The following is a 16,828-nucleotide window of genomic DNA, read 5'->3' as shown; positions in this document are numbered from 1 at the left end:
GTGCGGGAGGATCGCGCACATGACAGCAATCGACCTCAGCAGCCCCGTGGCCGTCGTCGGCACCGGCACCATGGGCCAGGGAATCGCCCAGGTCGCGCTGGTCGCCGGCCATCCCGTGCGGCTGTACGACGCCGTCCCCGGGCGCGCCCGCGAGGCGGCCGACGCGATCGGCGCACGCCTCGACCGGCTGGTGGCCAAGGGCCGGCTCACCGACGCCGGCCGGCACGCGGCCCGTGCCCGTCTCCGGCCCGCGGAGACCCTCACGGAGCTGGCCGACTGCGCGCTCGTCGTGGAGGCCGTCCTGGAACGGCTCGACGTGAAACAGCGGCTCTTCGGTGAGCTGGAGGACATCGTCGCCGAGGACTGCCTGCTCGCCACCAACACCTCCTCGCTGTCGGTGACGGCCGTGGGCGGCGCCCTGCGCCACCCCGGACGCTTCGTCGGCCTGCACTTCTTCAATCCGGCGCCGCTGCTGCCGCTGGTCGAGGTGGTCTCCGGAGCCGCCACCGACGTCACGTCGGCCACGCGCGCGTACGAGACCGCCCGCGCCTGGGGCAAGACCCCGGTGGCCTGCGCGGACACCCCGGGCTTCATCGTCAACCGCATCGCCCGGCCGTTCTACGCCGAGGCGTTCGCGGTCCACGAGGCCCAGGCCGCCGACCCCGCGACCGTCGACGCGGTCCTGCGCGAGTGCGGCGGGTTCCGGATGGGCGCGTTCGAGCTGACCGACCTCATCGGCCAGGACGTCAACGAGTCCGTCACGCACTCGGTGTGGCAGTCCTTCTTCCAGGACGTGCGCTTCACCCCCTCCCTGGCCCAGCGGCGGCTGGTGGAGTCGGGCCGGCTCGGCCGCAAGAGCGGCTACGGCTGGTACGACCACGCCGAGGGCGCCGAGCGGCCCCGTCCGCACACCGCGGGCCGGGAGCAGCCGCCCGCCCACGTCGTCGTCGAGGGCGGCCTGGGCCCGGCGGCCGGGCTGATCGAGCTGATCCGCGAGGCGGGCATCGAGGTCCGCGCGGAGGACGCGTACGACGGCACCCGGCTGGTGCTCCCCGGCGGCGGCCGGCTGGTCCTCGCCGACGGCCGGACCTCCGTGGAGTCACGGGACGTCGTCCACTTCGACCTCGCCCTGGACTACCGCACGGCCACCCGCATCGCCCTCTCCGCCTCCCGGGACACCTCGCCGCAGGCCCTCGCCGAGGCCACCGGCCTGTTCCAGGCGCTCGGCAAGGAGGTCAGCGTCATCGGCGACGTGCCCGGCATGATCGTCGCCCGCACCGTCGCCCGGATCGTCGACCTCGCCCACGACGCCGTCGCCAAGGGAGTGGCCACCGAGGAGGACATCGACACCGCGATGCGCCTGGGCGTCAACTACCCGCTCGGCCCCTTCGAGTGGGACCGCAGGCTCGGCCCCGGCTTCGCCTTCGACCTCCTGCACGAGATGCACGACCGCGACCCCTCCGGACGGTACGCGCCCTCCCTCGCGCTGTACCGCCACGCGCACGCCACCGACCAGCGGGAGGGCACCTCATGACCACGGCCAGGCGCGACACGTACACCCCCGAGACGCTGCTCGCCGTCGCCGTCCGCGTCTTCAACGAGCGCGGCTACGACGGCACCTCCATGGAGCACCTCTCCAAGGCGGCCGGGATCTCCAAGTCGTCGATCTACCACCACGTCAGCGGCAAGGAGGAGCTGCTGCGCCGCGCCGTCAGCCGCGCCCTGGACGGCCTGTTCGCCATCCTGGACGAGGAGCACGCGCGCGTGGGGCGCCCCGCCGACCGGCTGGAGCACGTCGTGCGCCGCATGGTCGAGGTGCTCATAGCCGAACTGCCCTATGTGACGCTCCTGCTGCGCGTGCGCGGCAACACCGCCACCGAGCGGTGGGCGCTGGAGCGCCGCCGCGACTTCGACCACCGGGTCGCCGAGCTGCTCAAGGCGGCCACCACCGAGGGGGACGTGGGCGGCGACGTGGAGGTCCGCCTGGCCACCCGGCTGGTCTTCGGGATGATCAACTCGATCGTGGAGTGGTACCGGCCGGACCCGCGGGGCGCGAGCGCCCGCGACGTGTCCGACGCCGTCGTCCGGCTGGTGTTCTCGGGGCTGCGCCGGAGCTGACCTCAGCCGTCCGGCTCCAGGTCCTCCTCCTCGAAGACCAGCAGGGTGCGGGTGCTGAGCACCTCGGGGATCGCCTGGAGCCGGGTGAGCACCAGCTCGCGCAGCGCCTTGTTGTCGGGCGTGTGCACCAGCAGCAGCACATCGAAGTCACCGCCCACCAGCGCGATGTGGGAGGCGCCGGGCAGCAGCCTGAGCTGCTCGCGGACCGTGCGCCAGGAGTTCTGGACGATCTTCAGGGTGATGTAGGCCGATGTGCCGTGGCCCGCGCGCTCGTGGTCCACGCGCGCGCTGAAGCCCCGGATGACCCCGTCCTCGACGAGCCGGTTGATGCGGGCGTAGGCGTTGGCGCGCGAGACGTGGACGCGTTCGGCGACGGACCGTATCGAGGCCCGGCCGTCGGCCTGGAGGATCTTCAGGATGTCCTGGTCGATGGCGTCGAGCGGGCGGGCCGGCAGCAGGGCCCCCTCCTGCGGCCCGTCGGCCATTTGTTCAGGTCCCATGTCCCCCCGCTCGGTCGCCGTGGACGTCCTGCGTTCATTGCAGGCTGTGCAGAACCGTTTGTCCACAGCCTGACGGTGCCTGTAGCCAAAATGCGTCGGCGACCGAACAATCGGTTGGTGAGGCGGGTCACATCCGACACGCCTCCCGTAGCCGCTCCCACGAGGAGGTGCCGTCATGACGGTTCTGGAGCAGCGGGGCGCGTACCGGCCTTCGCCGCCGCCCGCCTGGCAGCCCCGTATGGACCCCGCGCCGCTGCTGCCCGACGCCGAGCCCTACCGCGTCCTCGGCACCGAGGCGGCCGGAAAGGCCGACCCGGACCTGCTGCGCCGGCTGTACACCCAGCTGGTGCGCGGGCGCCGCTACAACACGCAGGCCACCGCGCTGACCAAACAGGGCCGGCTCGCCGTCTACCCGTCCACCACCGGTCAGGAGGCCTGCGAGATCGCCGCCGCGCTGGCCCTGGAGGAGCGCGACTGGCTCTTCCCGAGCTACCGCGACACGCTCGCCGTCGTCGCCCGCGGCGTGGACCCCGTGGAGGTCCTCACCCTCCTGCGCGGCGACTGGCACAACGGCTACGACCCCCACACCCATCGGGTGGCCCCGCTCAGCACCCCGCTCGCCACCCAGCTCCCGCACGCCGTCGGCTTGGCCCACGCCGCCCGCCTCAAGGGCGACGACGTGGTAGCGCTGGCCATGGTCGGCGACGGCGGCACCAGCGAGGGCGACTTCCACGAGGCGATGAACTTCGCCGCGGTCTGGCAGGCGCCGGTCGTCTTCCTGGTGCAGAACAACGGCTTCGCCATCTCGGTCCCGCTCGCCAAGCAGACCGCCGCGCCCTCCCTGGCCCACAAGGCCGTCGGGTACGGCATGCCGGGCCGGCTGGTCGACGGCAACGACGCCGCGGCCGTGCACGAGGTCCTCAGCGACGCCGTACGGCACGCGCGCGCCGGCGGCGGTCCGACCCTGGTGGAAGCGGTGACGTACCGCATCGACGCCCACACCAACGCCGACGACGCCACCCGCTACCGCGGCGACGCCGAGGTCGAGGCCTGGCGCGCGCACGACCCGGTCCAGCTGCTGGAGCGCGAACTGACCACGCGCGGGCTGCTCGACGGGGCCGGGATCGAGGCAGCCCGGCAGGACGCCGAGACGATGGCCGCCGACCTGCGGGAACGCATGAACCGGGACCCCGAACTGCGGCCCATGGACCTCTTCGACCACGTCTATGCCGAGAGCACCGCGCAACTGCGGGAGCAGCGCGCCCTGCTGCGGGCCGAGCTGGAGGCCGAGCAGGAGCAGCACGACACGCAGGAAGGCGACGCCCGATGACCACCGTGGCCGTCAAACCCGCCACCATGGCGCAGGCCCTCACGCGCGCGATGCGTGACGCGATGGCCGACGACCCGGCCGTGCACGTCATGGGCGAGGACGTCGGCACCCTCGGCGGTGTCTTCCGGGTCACCGACGGGCTCGCCAAGGAGTTCGGCGAGGACCGCTGCACCGACACCCCGCTCGCCGAGGCCGGCATCCTCGGCACCGCCGTCGGAATGGCCATGTACGGCCTGCGGCCCGTGGTGGAGATGCAGTTCGACGCCTTCGCCTACCCGGCGTTCGAGCAGCTGATCAGCCATGTCTCCCGGATGCGCAACCGCACCCGCGGCAGGATGCCCCTGCCGATCACCGTCCGCGTCCCGTACGGCGGCGGCATCGGCGGCGTCGAGCACCACAGCGACTCCTCCGAGGCCTACTACATGGCCACCCCGGGCCTGCACGTCGTCACACCGGCGACCGTCGCCGACGCCTACGGACTGCTGCGCCGGGCCATCGCCTCCGACGACCCGGTCGTCTTCCTGGAGCCCAAGCGGCTGTACTGGTCGAAGGACGCCTGGAATCCCGAGCAGCCCACGGACGTCGAACCCATCGGCCGGGCCGTGGTCCGGCGGCCGGGCCACAGCGCCACGCTCATCACCTACGGCCCCTCGCTCCCGGTCTGCCTGGAGGCGGCCGAGGCCGCCCGGGCCGAGGGCTGGGACCTGGAGGTCGTCGACCTGCGCTCCCTGGTGCCGTTCGACGACGAGACGGTCTGCGCGGCCGTCCGGCGCACCGGACGCGCGGTCGTCGTGCACGAGGCCACCGGATTCGGCGGGCCGGGCGGGGAGATCGCGGCCCGGATCACCGAGCGCTGCTTCCACCACCTGGAGGCGCCGGTACTGCGCGTGGCCGGGTTCGACATCCCGTATCCGCCGCCCATGCTGGAGCGGCACCACCTGCCCGGCGTCGACCGCATCCTGGACGCCGTGGCCCGGCTGCAATGGGAGGCCGAGGGCTGATGGCTCAGGTGCTGGAATTCAAGCTGCCCGACCTCGGCGAGGGGCTCACCGAGGCGGAGATCGTGCGCTGGCTGGTCCAGGTCGGTGACGTGGTGGCCGTCGACCAGCCGGTGGTCGAGGTCGAGACGGCCAAGGCGATGGTCGAGGTGCCCTGCCCCTACGGCGGCGTGGTCACCGCCCGCTTCGGCGACGAGGGCGCCGAACTGCCCGTCGGCGCCCCACTGCTGACGGTGGCCGTGGGGGAGGCGACGGCGGAACCCGAGGGTTCCGGGAACGTCCTGGTCGGCTACGGCACCCAGGCGCCGGCGGCGCGGAGGCGCCGGGTCAGGACGGCGACGACCGGGACGGCGACGACCGCGACCGGGACGGCGACGACCGCGACCGTGACGACGGGCACGGCGGCGGCCGGTACGGGCACGGCCGGTACGGCGACCGGGCACGGCCAGGGCGCGGAACCCGGACAAGGCGCAGGCTCCGGGCCGGGCGCCGGTCCTGGGCACGGCGCCCCCAACGGGCAGGCCGCAGCGCGCGGGAACACCTCGGCGGGCGTCCACGCGCGCGTGGCCGCAACGGCACCGGTACCCGCGCCGACCCCGGTGACCGACCCGCCCCCCGCGTCCGCCGACGGGCCGGTCCCCGTGATCTCTCCCCTCGTGCGCCGGCTCGCCCGTGACAACGGGGTGGATCTGCGGCAGCTGGCCGGCTCGGGGCCGGACGGGCTCATCCTGCGCGCGGACGTCGAGGGCGCGCTGCGGGCCAAGGCCGTGCGGACACCGGCGGCCGAGGAGACGGCCGTAGGCACGTCCGTCGCCGCCCCGGCCGGGGGTGAGGTCCGCGTTCCGCTCAAGGGAGTGCGCGGTGCCGTCGCGGACAAGCTCTCCCGCAGCCGCCGGGAGATCCCGGACGCGACCTGCTGGGTCGATGCCGACGCGACCGAGCTGCTGCGTGCTCGGGCGGCGGTCAACGCGGCCGGGGGCCCGAAGATCTCCCTCCTCGCGCTGCTCGCCCGCATCAGCACGGCCGCCCTGGCCCGGTTCCCCGAGCTGAACTCCTTCGTCGACACCGACGCCCGCGAGATCGTCCGGCTCGACCGGGTCCACCTCGGGTTCGCCGCCCAGACCGAACGCGGACTGGTCGTACCGGTCGTCCGGGACGCCCACGCGCGGAACGCCGAGTCGCTGACCGCAGAGTTCGCCCGCCTCACCGAAGCGGGCCGCGCGGGAAAGCTCACGCCGGGGGAACTCACCGGCGGCACCTTCACCCTGAACAACTACGGGGTGTTCGGCGTCGACGGATCCACCCCGATCATCAACCACCCCGAGGCGGCCATGCTCGGCGTCGGCCGCATCGTCGCCAAGCCCTGGGTGCACGACGGCGAGCTGGCCGTCCGCCAGGTCGTGCAGCTCTCGCTCACCTTCGACCACCGGGTGTGCGACGGCGGCACGGCGGGCGGCTTCCTGCGGTACGTGGCGGACTGCGTGGAACAGCCGGCGGTGCTGCTGCGCACCCTGTGAGCGCGTCCCGTGGACGCACCCCGCGAGAGACGGAGCGCACCCCCGCGCGAGGTGAGCGGGCACACCGTGTGACGTACGCCGACACCGGAGGGAGAAGCCGGCAGGACATACTCGGAGGGTGACCGACACCACCCACGCCACGCCCGGGGCATCCGCGCCGTACGACGCCGTCGTACTGGCCGGCGGTGCCGCCCGGCGGCTCGGTGGGGCCGACAAGCCCGGTCTCCGGGTCGGCGGCCGTACGCTCCTCGACCGGGTGCTCGCGGCCTGCGCGGGCGCCCGGACGACCGTCGTGGTGGCCGCGCCCCGGCCCACCGCCCGGCCGGTGCGCTGGGCGCGCGAGGAGCCGTCCGGCGGCGGACCGGTCGCCGCGCTGGCGGCCGGCCTGCGGCACACCGCCGCCGCGCACACCGTCGTCCTCTCCGCCGACCTGCCGTTTCTTCAGCGGGCCACCGTCCGGCGGTTGCTGACCGCCCTACGGGACTCCGGCGCCGACGGCGCGCTGCTCACCGACCCCGGCGGCCGTGAGCAGCCGCTCGTGGCCGCCTACCGCACCGCCGCGCTCCGCCGCGAGCTGACCGCCCTCGCCGCCGCACCCGACGGCCTCTCCGGGCTGCCCCTGCGCCGGCTGACGGGCGCCCTCCGCCTCACCCGCGTCCCGGATGCGCAGGCGTCCTTCGACTGCGACACCTGGGACGACATCGCCCATGCCAGGGCACGGATCAGGGAGCATGGGCACGTGTTGGATGAATGGATCTCCGCAGTCAAGGACGAGCTGGGCATCGACCTGGACGTCGACACCGGCGGCCTGCTCGACCTGGCCCGTGACGCCGCGCACGGCGTGGCCCGGCCGGCCGCCCCGCTGACCACGTTCCTCGTCGGCTACGCCGCGGCACAGGGCCGGGGCGGCCCCGAGGCCGTCGCGGAGGCCGCCCGCAAGGCCGCCGCGCTGGCCCTGCGGTGGGCGGAGGAGAGTGACGGGGGCACGGAAGAGAGCAGCGGGGGCCCGAGCGCCCCGGACGCCGGATGACCGCCCCCGGCACCCGCGCCCAGGAAGCCACCGAGGAGAGCGACGACCTCGACGTCGAGGAGGCCCTGGCCCTCGTGAGGGAAGCCCCCCGGGAAGCCGGGAACGACAGCGAGGGCCACGCGACCGCCCCGGCCCCGCAGCCGTCCGGCGGGCAGCCCGCCGAGCGGCACAGGGCCACGGCCTGGCCCCGGGCCCGTGAGATCGCCGCCCGCGCCGCGCGCCCCCCCGCCCCGAACGGCACGGCGGCCGCGACCGCCGGTGCCCGCCGTACCCGCGTCTCCGTACCGCTCGGTGACGCCCTCGGACTGGTCCTGGCCGCCCCCCTCGACGCGCTGACCGACCTGCCCTCCTTCGACACCTCCGCGATGGACGGCTGGGCCGTGGCCGGACCCGGCCCCTGGCAGGTACGGGCCGAGGGCGTGCTCGCCGGGCACGCGCAACCCGGGCCGCTGACCGACGGCGAGGCGGTCCGCATCGCCACGGGCGCCCGGATCCCCGCCGACACGACCGCCGTCCTGCGCGCCGAGCACGGCCGTACCGACGCTCAGGGCCGCCTGCACGCCACCCGCGACATGCTCCACGGCCAGGACATCCGCCCCCGCGGCCAGGAATGCCGCAGCGGTGACCAGTTGCTGCCCGTCGGCACCCTGGTCACCCCGGCCGTCCTGGGCCTGGCCGCCGCGGCCGGATACGACACGGTCACCGCTGTACCCCGCCCCCGGGCCGAGGTCCTCGTCCTCGGCGACGAGCTGCTGACCGGCGGACTCCCGCACGACGGGCTGATCCGGGACGCGCTCGGCCCCATGCTGCCGCCCTGGCTGCGGGCGCTCGGCGCCGAGGTCGTCGCCGTACGCCGACTCGGGGACGACGCCCGGGCGCTCCGCAAGGCGGTCACCTCCTCCGGCGCCGATCTCATCGTCACCACGGGCGGCACCGCGGCCGGACCGGTCGACCACGTCCACCCGGTCCTGGAACGCATCGGCGCCGAACTCCTCGTCGACGGCGTCAAGGTGCGCCCCGGCCACCCGATGCTCCTGGCCCGCACGAACGAGAACCAGCACCTCGTCGGGCTGCCCGGAAACCCGCTCGCCGCCGTCTCCGGCCTGCTCACGCTCGCCGAGCCGCTGCTGCGCACCCTCGCCGCCCGTCCCGCCCCCGAGCCGTACACGCTGCCGCTGCGCGAGGCGGTGCACGGGCATCCGTACGACACCCGGCTCGTCCCCGTCGTGCTGCGGGGTGACCATGCCGTGCCGCTGCACTACAACGGCCCGGCCATGCTTCGCGGTATCGCCGCGGCCGACGCACTGGCCGTCGTACCGCCGGGCGGGGCCCGGCAGGACGAGGAGGCGGAGCTGCTGGACCTGCCGTGGGCGACCGCCGGGATCGGAGTGTGTTTCACGTGAAACCACCGGGACAGGACGCCCTCGCCCGCCAGGCGGGCGAGCATGCGTGGCCGGCCGGCTGCTGGGGCTCTCCGTGCCCAGCCCCGCCGCCGGCATGGTGATGGAGGACCTGATCCGGCAGGGCAGCGGGCTCGACATCGTCGAACGGCCGGTCGTCCGCGGCGAGGCGGGCAGGAAGCCGCGCGAGACGGACGACCTCGTGGTCAGCTTCGTCCGGGGACACCGCGTGCCCGGCTACGACGATCCGCCGCTCGGCACCCTCCAGCTGACCGACCGGCTCATCACCATCGTCCGTGTCACGCCCGGCGCCCGGATCACCCCGGACACCCGCCCCCTCCCACACGGGTGACGGGGCCCGCGGGGGGTAGCGTCACCCGCATGCATGCGATCACGATTCCCCAACCTGGTGGTCCCGAGGCTCTGGTGTGGGACGAGGTCCCCGATCCGGTGCCCGGCGAGGGCGAGGTCCTGGTCGAGGTGGTGGCCAGCGCCGTCAACCGCGCGGACATCATGCAACGGCAGGGCTTCTACGACCCGCCGCCCGGCGCGTCCGCCCATCCCGGCCTGGAGTGCTCCGGCCGGATCGCCGCGCTCGGCCCCGGGGTGTCCGGCTGGTCCGTCGGTGACGAGGTGTGCGCGCTGCTCGCCGGCGGCGGCTACGCCGAGAAGGTCGCCGTACCGGCCGGACAACTGCTGCCCGTCCCCCGGGGCGTCGACCTCCGGCAGGCCGCAGCGCTGCCCGAGGTGGCCTGCACGGTCTGGTCCAACGTGTTCATGGTCGCCCACCTGCGTCCCGACGAGACGCTGCTGGTGCACGGCGGCTCCAGCGGCATCGGCACCATGGCGATCCAGCTCGCCAAGGCCCTCGGCGCCAGGGTGGCGGTGACCGCCGGCACGAAGGAGAAACTGGACTTCTGCGCCGAGCTGGGCGCCGACGTGCTGATCAACTACCGCGAGCAGGACTTCGTCGCCGAGATCAAGGAAGCCACCGGCGGCGCGGGTGCCGACGTCATCCTCGACAACATGGGCGCCAAGTACCTGGACCGCAACGTCCAGGCCCTCGCCGTCAACGGGCGCCTCGCCATCATCGGCATGCAGGGCGGCACCAAGGGCGAGCTGAACATCGGCGCGCTCCTCGCGAAGCGTGCCGCGGTCAGCGCCACCTCGCTGCGCGCCCGTCCGCTGGACGAGAAGGCGACCATCGTCGCCGCCGTACGCGAACACGTGTGGCCGCTGCTCGCCGACGGCCACGTCCGCCCGGTCGTCGACCGCGAAGTGCCGATGCCCCAGGCTCCCGAGGCCCACCACCTGGTGGAGGCGAGCGGCCACATCGGCAAGGTGCTCCTGGTGGCGCCGTAACGGAAGCGGCCGGTGGACGGCTCGCGCGGGACCCGAGCGGGGCCGGGAACACCCGGGGTCCCGGGAGTCAGGTCCTGCGCAGTCTCAGGCCCAGGAGGGCCAGGGCCAGGCCCAGGCCGATGAGGACCAGGCCCGTGCCCAGCGGGAGGATCCGCAGGACCGGCTCCGTGGGGCCCTCGCCCTGCTGGACCGCCTGCCGGGCCGCCGGCCGCAGGGAAGGCCTGGCGGGGTCGAGTCCGGCTTCCTCGGGCGGCGGTGAGGCCGTCGGCGTCCCGTCCGGTACGTCCGCCGTCTCCGGCTCCTCCGCCCGCGCGGCCTCGGTGTCGGGCTCGTCGCCCTCCACCTCGGCGGCGGGCCCGTCCGGCCGGCCCGGCCGTATCCGTCCCTCACCCGCCCGGCTGCCCGCCCGGGACGGTTCGGCGGCGAGGCGGGCGGAGACCGAGGGGCGGACCGACGCCGACGCCGGGCCGGACGGCACGGGGACGACGGCGGCCGGCGGTTCGCCGGCGGGCGGGTCCGGGTCGCGCGGGCCCGGCGCGGGACCGAGGGCGGCGGTGGCGGGAGCTGGGAGGCCGTGACCCGGCCGGCCGTGGCCCGGGTCACGGCCGTCGGGCCCGTCCCGGCCGGGCCGCCCGAGGCCCGGTGCCGTGGCGCCCGGTAGCGCCGGCCCCGGCGGGACCCGGTGCCCCGGAGCCGACGGGCGGACGGGACCCCGCTCGCCGGCGTGGGCAGGTGTGGCGCCGTACGCGACGGTGGTGCCGTACGCCGGCAGAGCCGCCGCCGTGAGGAAGAGCAGCAGCCCTACGCAGCGCGGCGCGAGCCGCAGGCATGGAGTCACGTCGGTGACCTCCCGGAACCCAGGTGTCGTGACCGATGGAAAACCGACGGGGACAAGCCTCACATTCGTCGGCTGCTGGGGCATTTCGGGTTGCGCCGTCAGGTCTAAACGGCGGATCGGCCACACGGGGGGGCACCACGGTGGTGAGGTGGTGGCGTGCGAGACAATGGCGCCATGGAGATGCCGAGGAACGAACGGTCGCCGGAGAATCCCCAGATCCTCGTCGTGGGGCAGGACGGGATGGCGCTCGGTGGCGGCGGGGACGAGGACTCCCGCGAGACCCCGGTGACGGAGATGGTGGAACAGCCGGCCAAGGTGATGCGGATCGGCAGCATGATCAAGCAGCTCCTGGAGGAAGTGCGCGCGGCTCCCCTCGACGAGGCCAGCCGGGTGCGGCTGAAGGACATCCACGCCAGCTCGGTGAAGGAGCTGGAGGACGGACTGGCGCCGGAGCTGGTCGAGGAACTGGAACGGCTCTCCCTGCCGTTCACCGACGAGGTGACCCCGAGCGACGCGGAACTGCGGATCGCGCAGGCGCAGCTGGTGGGCTGGCTGGAGGGCCTCTTCCACGGGATCCAGACGACGCTGTTCGCCCAGCAGATGGCCGCGCGGGCCCAGCTGGAGCAGATGCGCCGCGCGCTCCCTCCGGGCGTGTCCGGCCCCGACGGGCTGGTCGACGACCCCCGCGGCGGCGCCCACACGGGCGGACCGTACCTGTAGGCAGCCGATCCCACCCGGCCACGAGGCCACGGGTCACGACATCCGAAGGGCCCGGCGGACACCCGCCGGGCCCTCACCGCGTCCGGTTCGGCCTCACCGTGCCCGGCAGGGCGTCACTGCGGCGGATTGCCCGTCGACACGCTCAGGTCGATGGTGCCCACGTTGTGGGGGTTGACGTCGGTGCCATGGTCGGGGAACTGCTTCAGCACGGTCCCCTCGCCCCAGGTGTCGTCGTCCTCGTGGTCGATGCTCCACTTCCAGCCCGCGGCCTGGAGGCACTTCTTCACGGAGCCGATGTCCTTGTACCGGAAGTCGGGCATCTCGACCTTCTTCGGGTCGGTGTACGACTCCTGCGGCTCGGTGCACTCCGACTTGTCGATCCGCCGCGTGGTGTCCGGCCCGCGGTAACCGGTCCGGTGCGAGGCGGACGCCGAGGCGCTCGAACCACCGGCCACACCCTTGATGTCGTCGCCGGCGTTCTTCAGCGTGAGGGCGACGATCAGTCCGGCGACCGCGACGGCCGCCACCGTGATCGAGCCGATCACCAGCGGCCGGCGGCGCTTGCCCGGCCCGGCACCGGAGGGATGCGGGGCAGGCTGCGGCGTGACGGTGTACGGCGGCGGGGTCGGGGCGGTCTGCGGGCCGTAGCCCATCGGGGGCGTCTGGTAGCCGCCCTGCTGGGGGTAGCCGTAGGCCGGAGCGGGCGTCGGCTGGCCGTAGGGGTTGTGGGCCGGGGTGGGCTGGTACGGCGTCTGCACCGGCCCGTGCGGCGCCGGGGCCGACCGGTCGACCGGCGGGAACACCGCGGAGGCGACGCCCGCCCCGCTCTGGGCCGGGCCGGCGCCCGGCACGATGCTCGGCGGGGCCGCCCGGAGGGACCCGGCGACGCGCAGGCACTCGTCCCGCATGGACTCGGCGGTCGGGAAACGCTCGTTCGGGTTCTTCCTCAACGCGCGGGCGACCAGCGCGTCCACGGCCGGCGGCAGCGCGCGGTTGACCGAGGAGGGCGCCACCGGCTCCTCCTGCACGTGCGCGTACGCGATCGCCAGCGGCGAGTCCGCGTCGAACGGCAGCCGCCCGGTCACCAGCTGGAACAGCATGATGCCGACCGAGTACAGGTCGGAGCGGGCGTCCACACCGCGGCCGAGGGCCTGCTCGGGCGAGAGGTACTGCGGGGTGCCGACGACCATGCCGGTCTGGGTCATCGAGGTGACGCCGGACTGCATGGCGCGGGCGATGCCGAAGTCCATGACCTTGACCACGCCGCGCTTGGTCATCATCACGTTGCCCGGCTTGATGTCGCGGTGGACCAGCCCCTTCTCGTGGCTGATCTCCAGTGCGGCGAGCACGTCGGCGGTGAGCTTCAGGGCCTTGTCGGCGGGCATCGCGCCGTACTGCCGGATGTCCTCGGCCAGGACCGAGCCCAGCGGACGGCCCTCGACGTACTCCATGACGATGTACGGCGTCGCCATGCCGTTCAGCTCGTCCTCGCCCGTGTCGAAGACGGAGACGATGTTGGTGTGGGTGAGCTTGGCCACGGCCTGCGCCTCGCGGCGGAACCGCTCGCGGAAGGCCTGCTCCCGGCCGAGTTCGGTGTGCAGCGTCTTGATGGCCACCTGGCGGTCCAGCACGGCGTCGTACGCGAGGTGCACCGAGGCCATGCCGCCCTCACCCAGCAGATCGCGCAGCTGGTAGCGGCCACCGGCCAGCGCCTGCCCCGCGTACCGGCCGTGGCCGTGTGCGCCGTCCTGGCTCATCTCCGCGTCCCCCACCGGCCCCGGCGCCGTCACCGGCGAGGCCTTGATCGAATGGCTCATTCCCGGCCAAGTCTGCCCCAGGGCACGGGCACGTCAAGCTCGGTGCCCGTTCCGTGACCGTACGCGCAAGAAGCGTCGCGCAAGCGTTACCGGTGTCGTACGGCAGGCATACGGAATTTGCACGACAGCGCGTGCTACAGGTTTCATGACCGGTCCGTCGCGGACCCGTCCCGGTCGTGGTTCCGGACCGGTGGCCCCCGCGGAGGCTGTAGCGTGGCCGACGGAGACCGTGACAACACCGCGCGCACCGCGGGCAGAAACGACGGCGAGGACTGATGGCACAGCAGCAGCGCTCTCAGGGCCCGTCCGACCCCGAGGCGACTGGCGGCGGCATGTCGGACGCGCCGGAGATGTGGGGCAACGGAGGGCTCGTCGGCGACGGCCGGTACCGGCTCACGCACCGGCTGGGCCGGGGCGGCATGGCCGAGGTGTTCGCGGCGGAGGACGTCCGCCTGGGCCGTACCGTGGCGGTCAAACTGCTCCGCGCGGACCTGGCCGAGGACCCGGTCTCCAAGGCCCGCTTCACCCGTGAGGCCCAGTCGGTCGCCGGCCTCAACCACCACGCGATCGTCGCCGTGTACGACTCCGGCGAGGACAGCGTGGGCGGCCAGTCCGTGCCGTACATCGTCATGGAGCTGGTCGAGGGCCGCACCATCCGCGACCTGCTGCTGAACGCCGAGGCGCCGGGCCCCGAACAGGCCCTGATCATCGTCTCCGGGGTACTGGAGGCGCTCGCCTACTCGCACCAGCATGGCATCGTGCACCGTGACATCAAGCCGGCGAATGTCATCATCACCCACAGCGGTGCCGTCAAGGTGATGGACTTCGGCATCGCCCGCGCCCTGCACGGCGCGTCCACGACGATGACGCAGACCGGCATGGTCATGGGTACCCCGCAGTACCTCTCCCCGGAGCAGGCGCTCGGCAAGGCCGTCGACCACCGCTCCGACCTGTACGCCACCGGCTGCCTGCTGTACGAACTGCTCTCGCTCAGGCCCCCGTTCACCGGTGAGACGCCGCTGTCGGTGGTCTACCAGCACGTCCAGGACATCCCGGTGCCGCCGTCGCAGGTCGCGGAGGGGACGTGCCCGCCGGAGCTGGACGGCCTGGTCATGCGCTCCCTCGCCAAGGATCCCGACGACCGGTTCCAGACGGCCGAGGAGATGCGCGGCCTGGTGCAGTACGGCCTCCAGATGCTGTACGAGCAGGGCGGCCACACCGGCACCTGGAACACCGGCGCGGTGGTGGCGCACGACGGCCGGCACACCCCGGTGGGCGGCTTCGCCGGCACGACCGTGATGCCGCACCCGATGGACGCCTCGGGCACCGCGCAGATCCCGCAGCCGATCCTGCCGACGGGCTACGGCAGCGGTGACGACGGCGGTTTCGAGGGGCACGGCAACAAGGGCAGCGGACGCGGCAAGATGTGGATCCTCGCCGTCCTCGCGGTCGTCGCGATCGCGGCCGGGGTGGCGCTGGCGCTGAAGGGCGGCGGCGGCAGCGGCGGCGGCGGTACGGGCACCGACACCAAGCCGTCGAGCACCCACTCCAAGAGCACCAAGCACGAGAAACCCTCCGCGAGCCCGTCCGACGAGGACACCGGCCGCCCCTCGGACCCGTCCACGCACACGGGCTCGGACACCGGGACCGGGACCGGCAACGGCTGGCCGCCGGCGTCCACGCCGTCCTACACCCCGTCGCAGCCGACCGACTCCACCCCGAGCGACGAGCCGTCGGACCCGCAGACCTCGCAGTCCCAGCCCACGGACCCGACGAACGGCGGCACGGACGCCGGCACCACCGACGGGGGCACGGACACCGGGACCACCGACGCGGGCGCGGACGCGGGCACCGGGGACGGCGGTGCCACCGCGGGCACCACGACGGACGGCAGCACGGGCGACACCACCGGTTGAAGGACACCCACGGCGACCGGGACGGCGATCCCCGGGGTCTGACCCCGTTCCCGGCCCGCCGCCCGGCTCACCGCACGAACGCGTCGCACACGGCGTCGTACTCGCGGGTCCACCACACCGCGAGCGCCGACGCGGCCGGGAACTGGCAGTCCGCGCGCGTGTCGCCGCGTTCGTAGTGCCAGCGCAGCATCCAGAAGTCGTTCAGCCGTTCCCACCACACCCGGTGCGCGGCCGCCGCGAGCTCCGCGGACGGGGCACCGGCCGCGCGCCGGTAGGCGCGCGCGTAGGCACGCACTTTCGGCAGGTCCAGCGTCCCGCCGGGGCGGACGAAGAAGATCACCGCGGCACGTACGGCCTCCTCCGCGCGCGGCTGCACGCCGAGCCGGTCCCAGTCCACGATGGCCGCCGGGGCGTCGTCCTTGTAGAGCAGGTTGAACGGGTGGAAGTCGCCGTGCACCCAGCCCACCGAGCCGCCACGCGGCGGGCGCCGGCCGGCGTGCTGCTCCAGGAGCGCGCGGCGTTCCAGCAGCCGGTGCCGGGCCAGCTCGTCGAACGCGTCGGCTGGACGGTGCCGGCGTACGAGGCCGAGCAGGGCGTCGATGAGGGCGAAGGTGTCGGCCGGCTCGGCGCTCCGCACGGGATGGGGGCCGGTCGCCGGGGGAGTGCGCCCCTTGGGTGGCATCACGCGCTCCAGACAGGCGTGCACGGCCCCCAGGAGGGCCCCCAGGCGTGCGCTCTGCCCGCGCGTGAGCTGACCGCCGTGGCGGTGCCTGCCGTCGATCCAGGGGTGCAGTGCGTAGGCGTGGCCGCCGACGACGGCGACCGTACGGCCCCCGCGGTGGGCGAGCGGCGGGGCGACCGGGACACCGAGGTCGGCCAGGCGCTGGGTGGCCCGGTGCCGGCGCTCGATGGCGGCCGGGTCGGCGGTGTCCGGGTCGAAATGGTGCTTGAGGAAGTAACGGCCGCGCGTGGTGCACAGCCGGTATCCGCGGTTGAGCAGCCCCTGGTCGACCGGCTCACAGGCGAGGGCGGTGCCCGCCCCGTACAGGCGCAGCAGGGGGCCCAGAGGGGGCGCGTGGGACATGAGGGGTGGTACACATGAGCGCGGCACGCGGCAGATGGTAGGGCACACGCAGGCCCTGTGAGCTGCGCGTTGTCACACGCAGTCGCCGACGGTCGCTTTCGGTCACACGAGGTGATTTTCCGTCGGCCGGCGAAGCATCCGGGGTCCCGCCCGGTGGGCGTCGCCGGGCGCGGCGGCGGACGAGGACGGGACGGTCGC

Annotated in this window: 14 protein-coding genes and 1 pseudogene; 11 read left to right on the top strand and 4 right to left on the bottom strand. The window is 74.1% G+C overall.

The genetic code is table 11. The features are described from left to right. Nucleotides 1–19: 19 nt before the first annotated feature. Entirely contained in the window at nucleotides 20–1,534 is a 1,515-nt protein-coding gene (locus ACGFT1_RS10105) for a 3-hydroxyacyl-CoA dehydrogenase (RefSeq protein WP_373908552.1), read from the top strand. Further along, entirely contained in the window at nucleotides 1,531–2,118 is a 588-nt protein-coding gene (locus tag ACGFT1_RS10100) for a TetR/AcrR family transcriptional regulator (RefSeq protein ID WP_373908551.1), read from the top strand. The genes ACGFT1_RS10105 and ACGFT1_RS10100 overlap by 4 nt, the downstream gene beginning before the upstream one ends. 2 nt (nucleotides 2,119–2,120) lie before the next feature. On the opposite strand, the gene ACGFT1_RS10095 is transcribed toward ACGFT1_RS10100, so the two are convergent. Beyond that, a complete protein-coding gene (locus tag ACGFT1_RS10095; RefSeq protein ID WP_373908550.1) occupies nucleotides 2,121–2,618 on the bottom strand; it encodes an Lrp/AsnC family transcriptional regulator in 498 nt (165 codons plus the stop codon). Nucleotides 2,619–2,793: 175 nt separating this feature from the next. Between ACGFT1_RS10095 and pdhA the strand changes: the two genes are divergently transcribed. From pdhA to ACGFT1_RS10060, 7 genes and pseudogenes are all read left to right on the top strand, one after another. After that, the gene (pdhA, locus tag ACGFT1_RS10090) at nucleotides 2,794–3,948 is read left to right on the top strand and encodes a pyruvate dehydrogenase (acetyl-transferring) E1 component subunit alpha (RefSeq protein WP_373908549.1); all 1,155 of its coding nucleotides are present in this window, start codon (nucleotides 2,794–2,796) and stop codon (nucleotides 3,946–3,948) included. After that, entirely contained in the window at nucleotides 3,945–4,949 is a 1,005-nt protein-coding gene (locus ACGFT1_RS10085) for an alpha-ketoacid dehydrogenase subunit beta (protein WP_356819002.1), read from the top strand. The genes pdhA and ACGFT1_RS10085 overlap by 4 nt, the downstream gene beginning before the upstream one ends. Next, nucleotides 4,949–6,463: a dihydrolipoamide acetyltransferase family protein gene (locus ACGFT1_RS10080; protein ID WP_373908548.1), complete on the top strand. Its 1,515-nt coding sequence runs from the start codon at nucleotides 4,949–4,951 to the stop codon at nucleotides 6,461–6,463. The genes ACGFT1_RS10085 and ACGFT1_RS10080 overlap by 1 nt, the downstream gene beginning before the upstream one ends. Before the next feature lie 118 nt (nucleotides 6,464–6,581). After that, nucleotides 6,582–7,493: an NTP transferase domain-containing protein gene (locus ACGFT1_RS10075; protein WP_373908547.1), complete on the top strand. Its 912-nt coding sequence runs from the start codon at nucleotides 6,582–6,584 to the stop codon at nucleotides 7,491–7,493. Next, nucleotides 7,490–8,896, top strand: a complete 1,407-nt coding sequence (locus ACGFT1_RS10070) for a molybdopterin molybdotransferase MoeA (RefSeq protein WP_373908546.1) — start codon at nucleotides 7,490–7,492, stop codon at nucleotides 8,894–8,896. Before ACGFT1_RS10075 ends, ACGFT1_RS10070 begins: the two co-directional genes overlap by 4 nt. A 40-nt stretch (nucleotides 8,897–8,936) precedes the next feature. Further along, a pseudogene (locus ACGFT1_RS10065) lies at nucleotides 8,937–9,245 on the top strand (Ion channel protein); the annotation flags it as partial. 29 nt (nucleotides 9,246–9,274) lie between these two features. Then, complete coding sequence (locus ACGFT1_RS10060) at nucleotides 9,275–10,255, top strand: NAD(P)H-quinone oxidoreductase (protein ID WP_373908545.1); 981 nt, start codon at nucleotides 9,275–9,277, stop codon at nucleotides 10,253–10,255. A 67-nt stretch (nucleotides 10,256–10,322) separates the two neighbouring features. Here ACGFT1_RS10060 and ACGFT1_RS10055 read toward each other — a convergent pair whose 3' ends face one another. Continuing rightward, a complete protein-coding gene (locus ACGFT1_RS10055; protein ID WP_373908544.1) occupies nucleotides 10,323–11,093 on the bottom strand; it encodes a hypothetical protein in 771 nt (256 codons plus the stop codon). Between the two features lie 174 nt (nucleotides 11,094–11,267). Between ACGFT1_RS10055 and ACGFT1_RS10050 the strand changes: the two genes are divergently transcribed. Next, nucleotides 11,268–11,813, top strand: a complete 546-nt coding sequence (locus tag ACGFT1_RS10050) for a bacterial proteasome activator family protein (RefSeq protein WP_373908543.1) — start codon at nucleotides 11,268–11,270, stop codon at nucleotides 11,811–11,813. 113 nt (nucleotides 11,814–11,926) lie between these two features. Here ACGFT1_RS10050 and ACGFT1_RS10045 read toward each other — a convergent pair whose 3' ends face one another. Beyond that, complete coding sequence (locus ACGFT1_RS10045; RefSeq protein WP_373908757.1) at nucleotides 11,927–13,570, bottom strand: protein kinase; 1,644 nt, start codon at nucleotides 13,568–13,570, stop codon at nucleotides 11,927–11,929. A 335-nt stretch (nucleotides 13,571–13,905) separates the two neighbouring features. Here ACGFT1_RS10045 and ACGFT1_RS10040 point away from each other — a divergent pair, with 335 nt between their 5' ends. After that, complete coding sequence (locus ACGFT1_RS10040; RefSeq protein WP_373908542.1) at nucleotides 13,906–15,546, top strand: protein kinase; 1,641 nt, start codon at nucleotides 13,906–13,908, stop codon at nucleotides 15,544–15,546. 67 nt (nucleotides 15,547–15,613) lie between these two features. Here the strand turns inward: ACGFT1_RS10040 and ACGFT1_RS10035 are convergent, their stop codons facing one another. Next, nucleotides 15,614–16,630, bottom strand: coding sequence for a phosphotransferase (locus ACGFT1_RS10035; protein WP_373908541.1), 1,017 nt, complete (start codon nucleotides 16,628–16,630; stop codon nucleotides 15,614–15,616). Nucleotides 16,631–16,828 lie beyond the last annotated feature (198 nt).

Source organism: Streptomyces sp. Y20, assembly GCF_043195475.1.
GTDB lineage: Bacteria > Actinomycetota > Actinomycetes > Streptomycetales > Streptomycetaceae > Streptomyces.
This window is presented reverse-complemented; position numbering and strand designations above follow the sequence as displayed.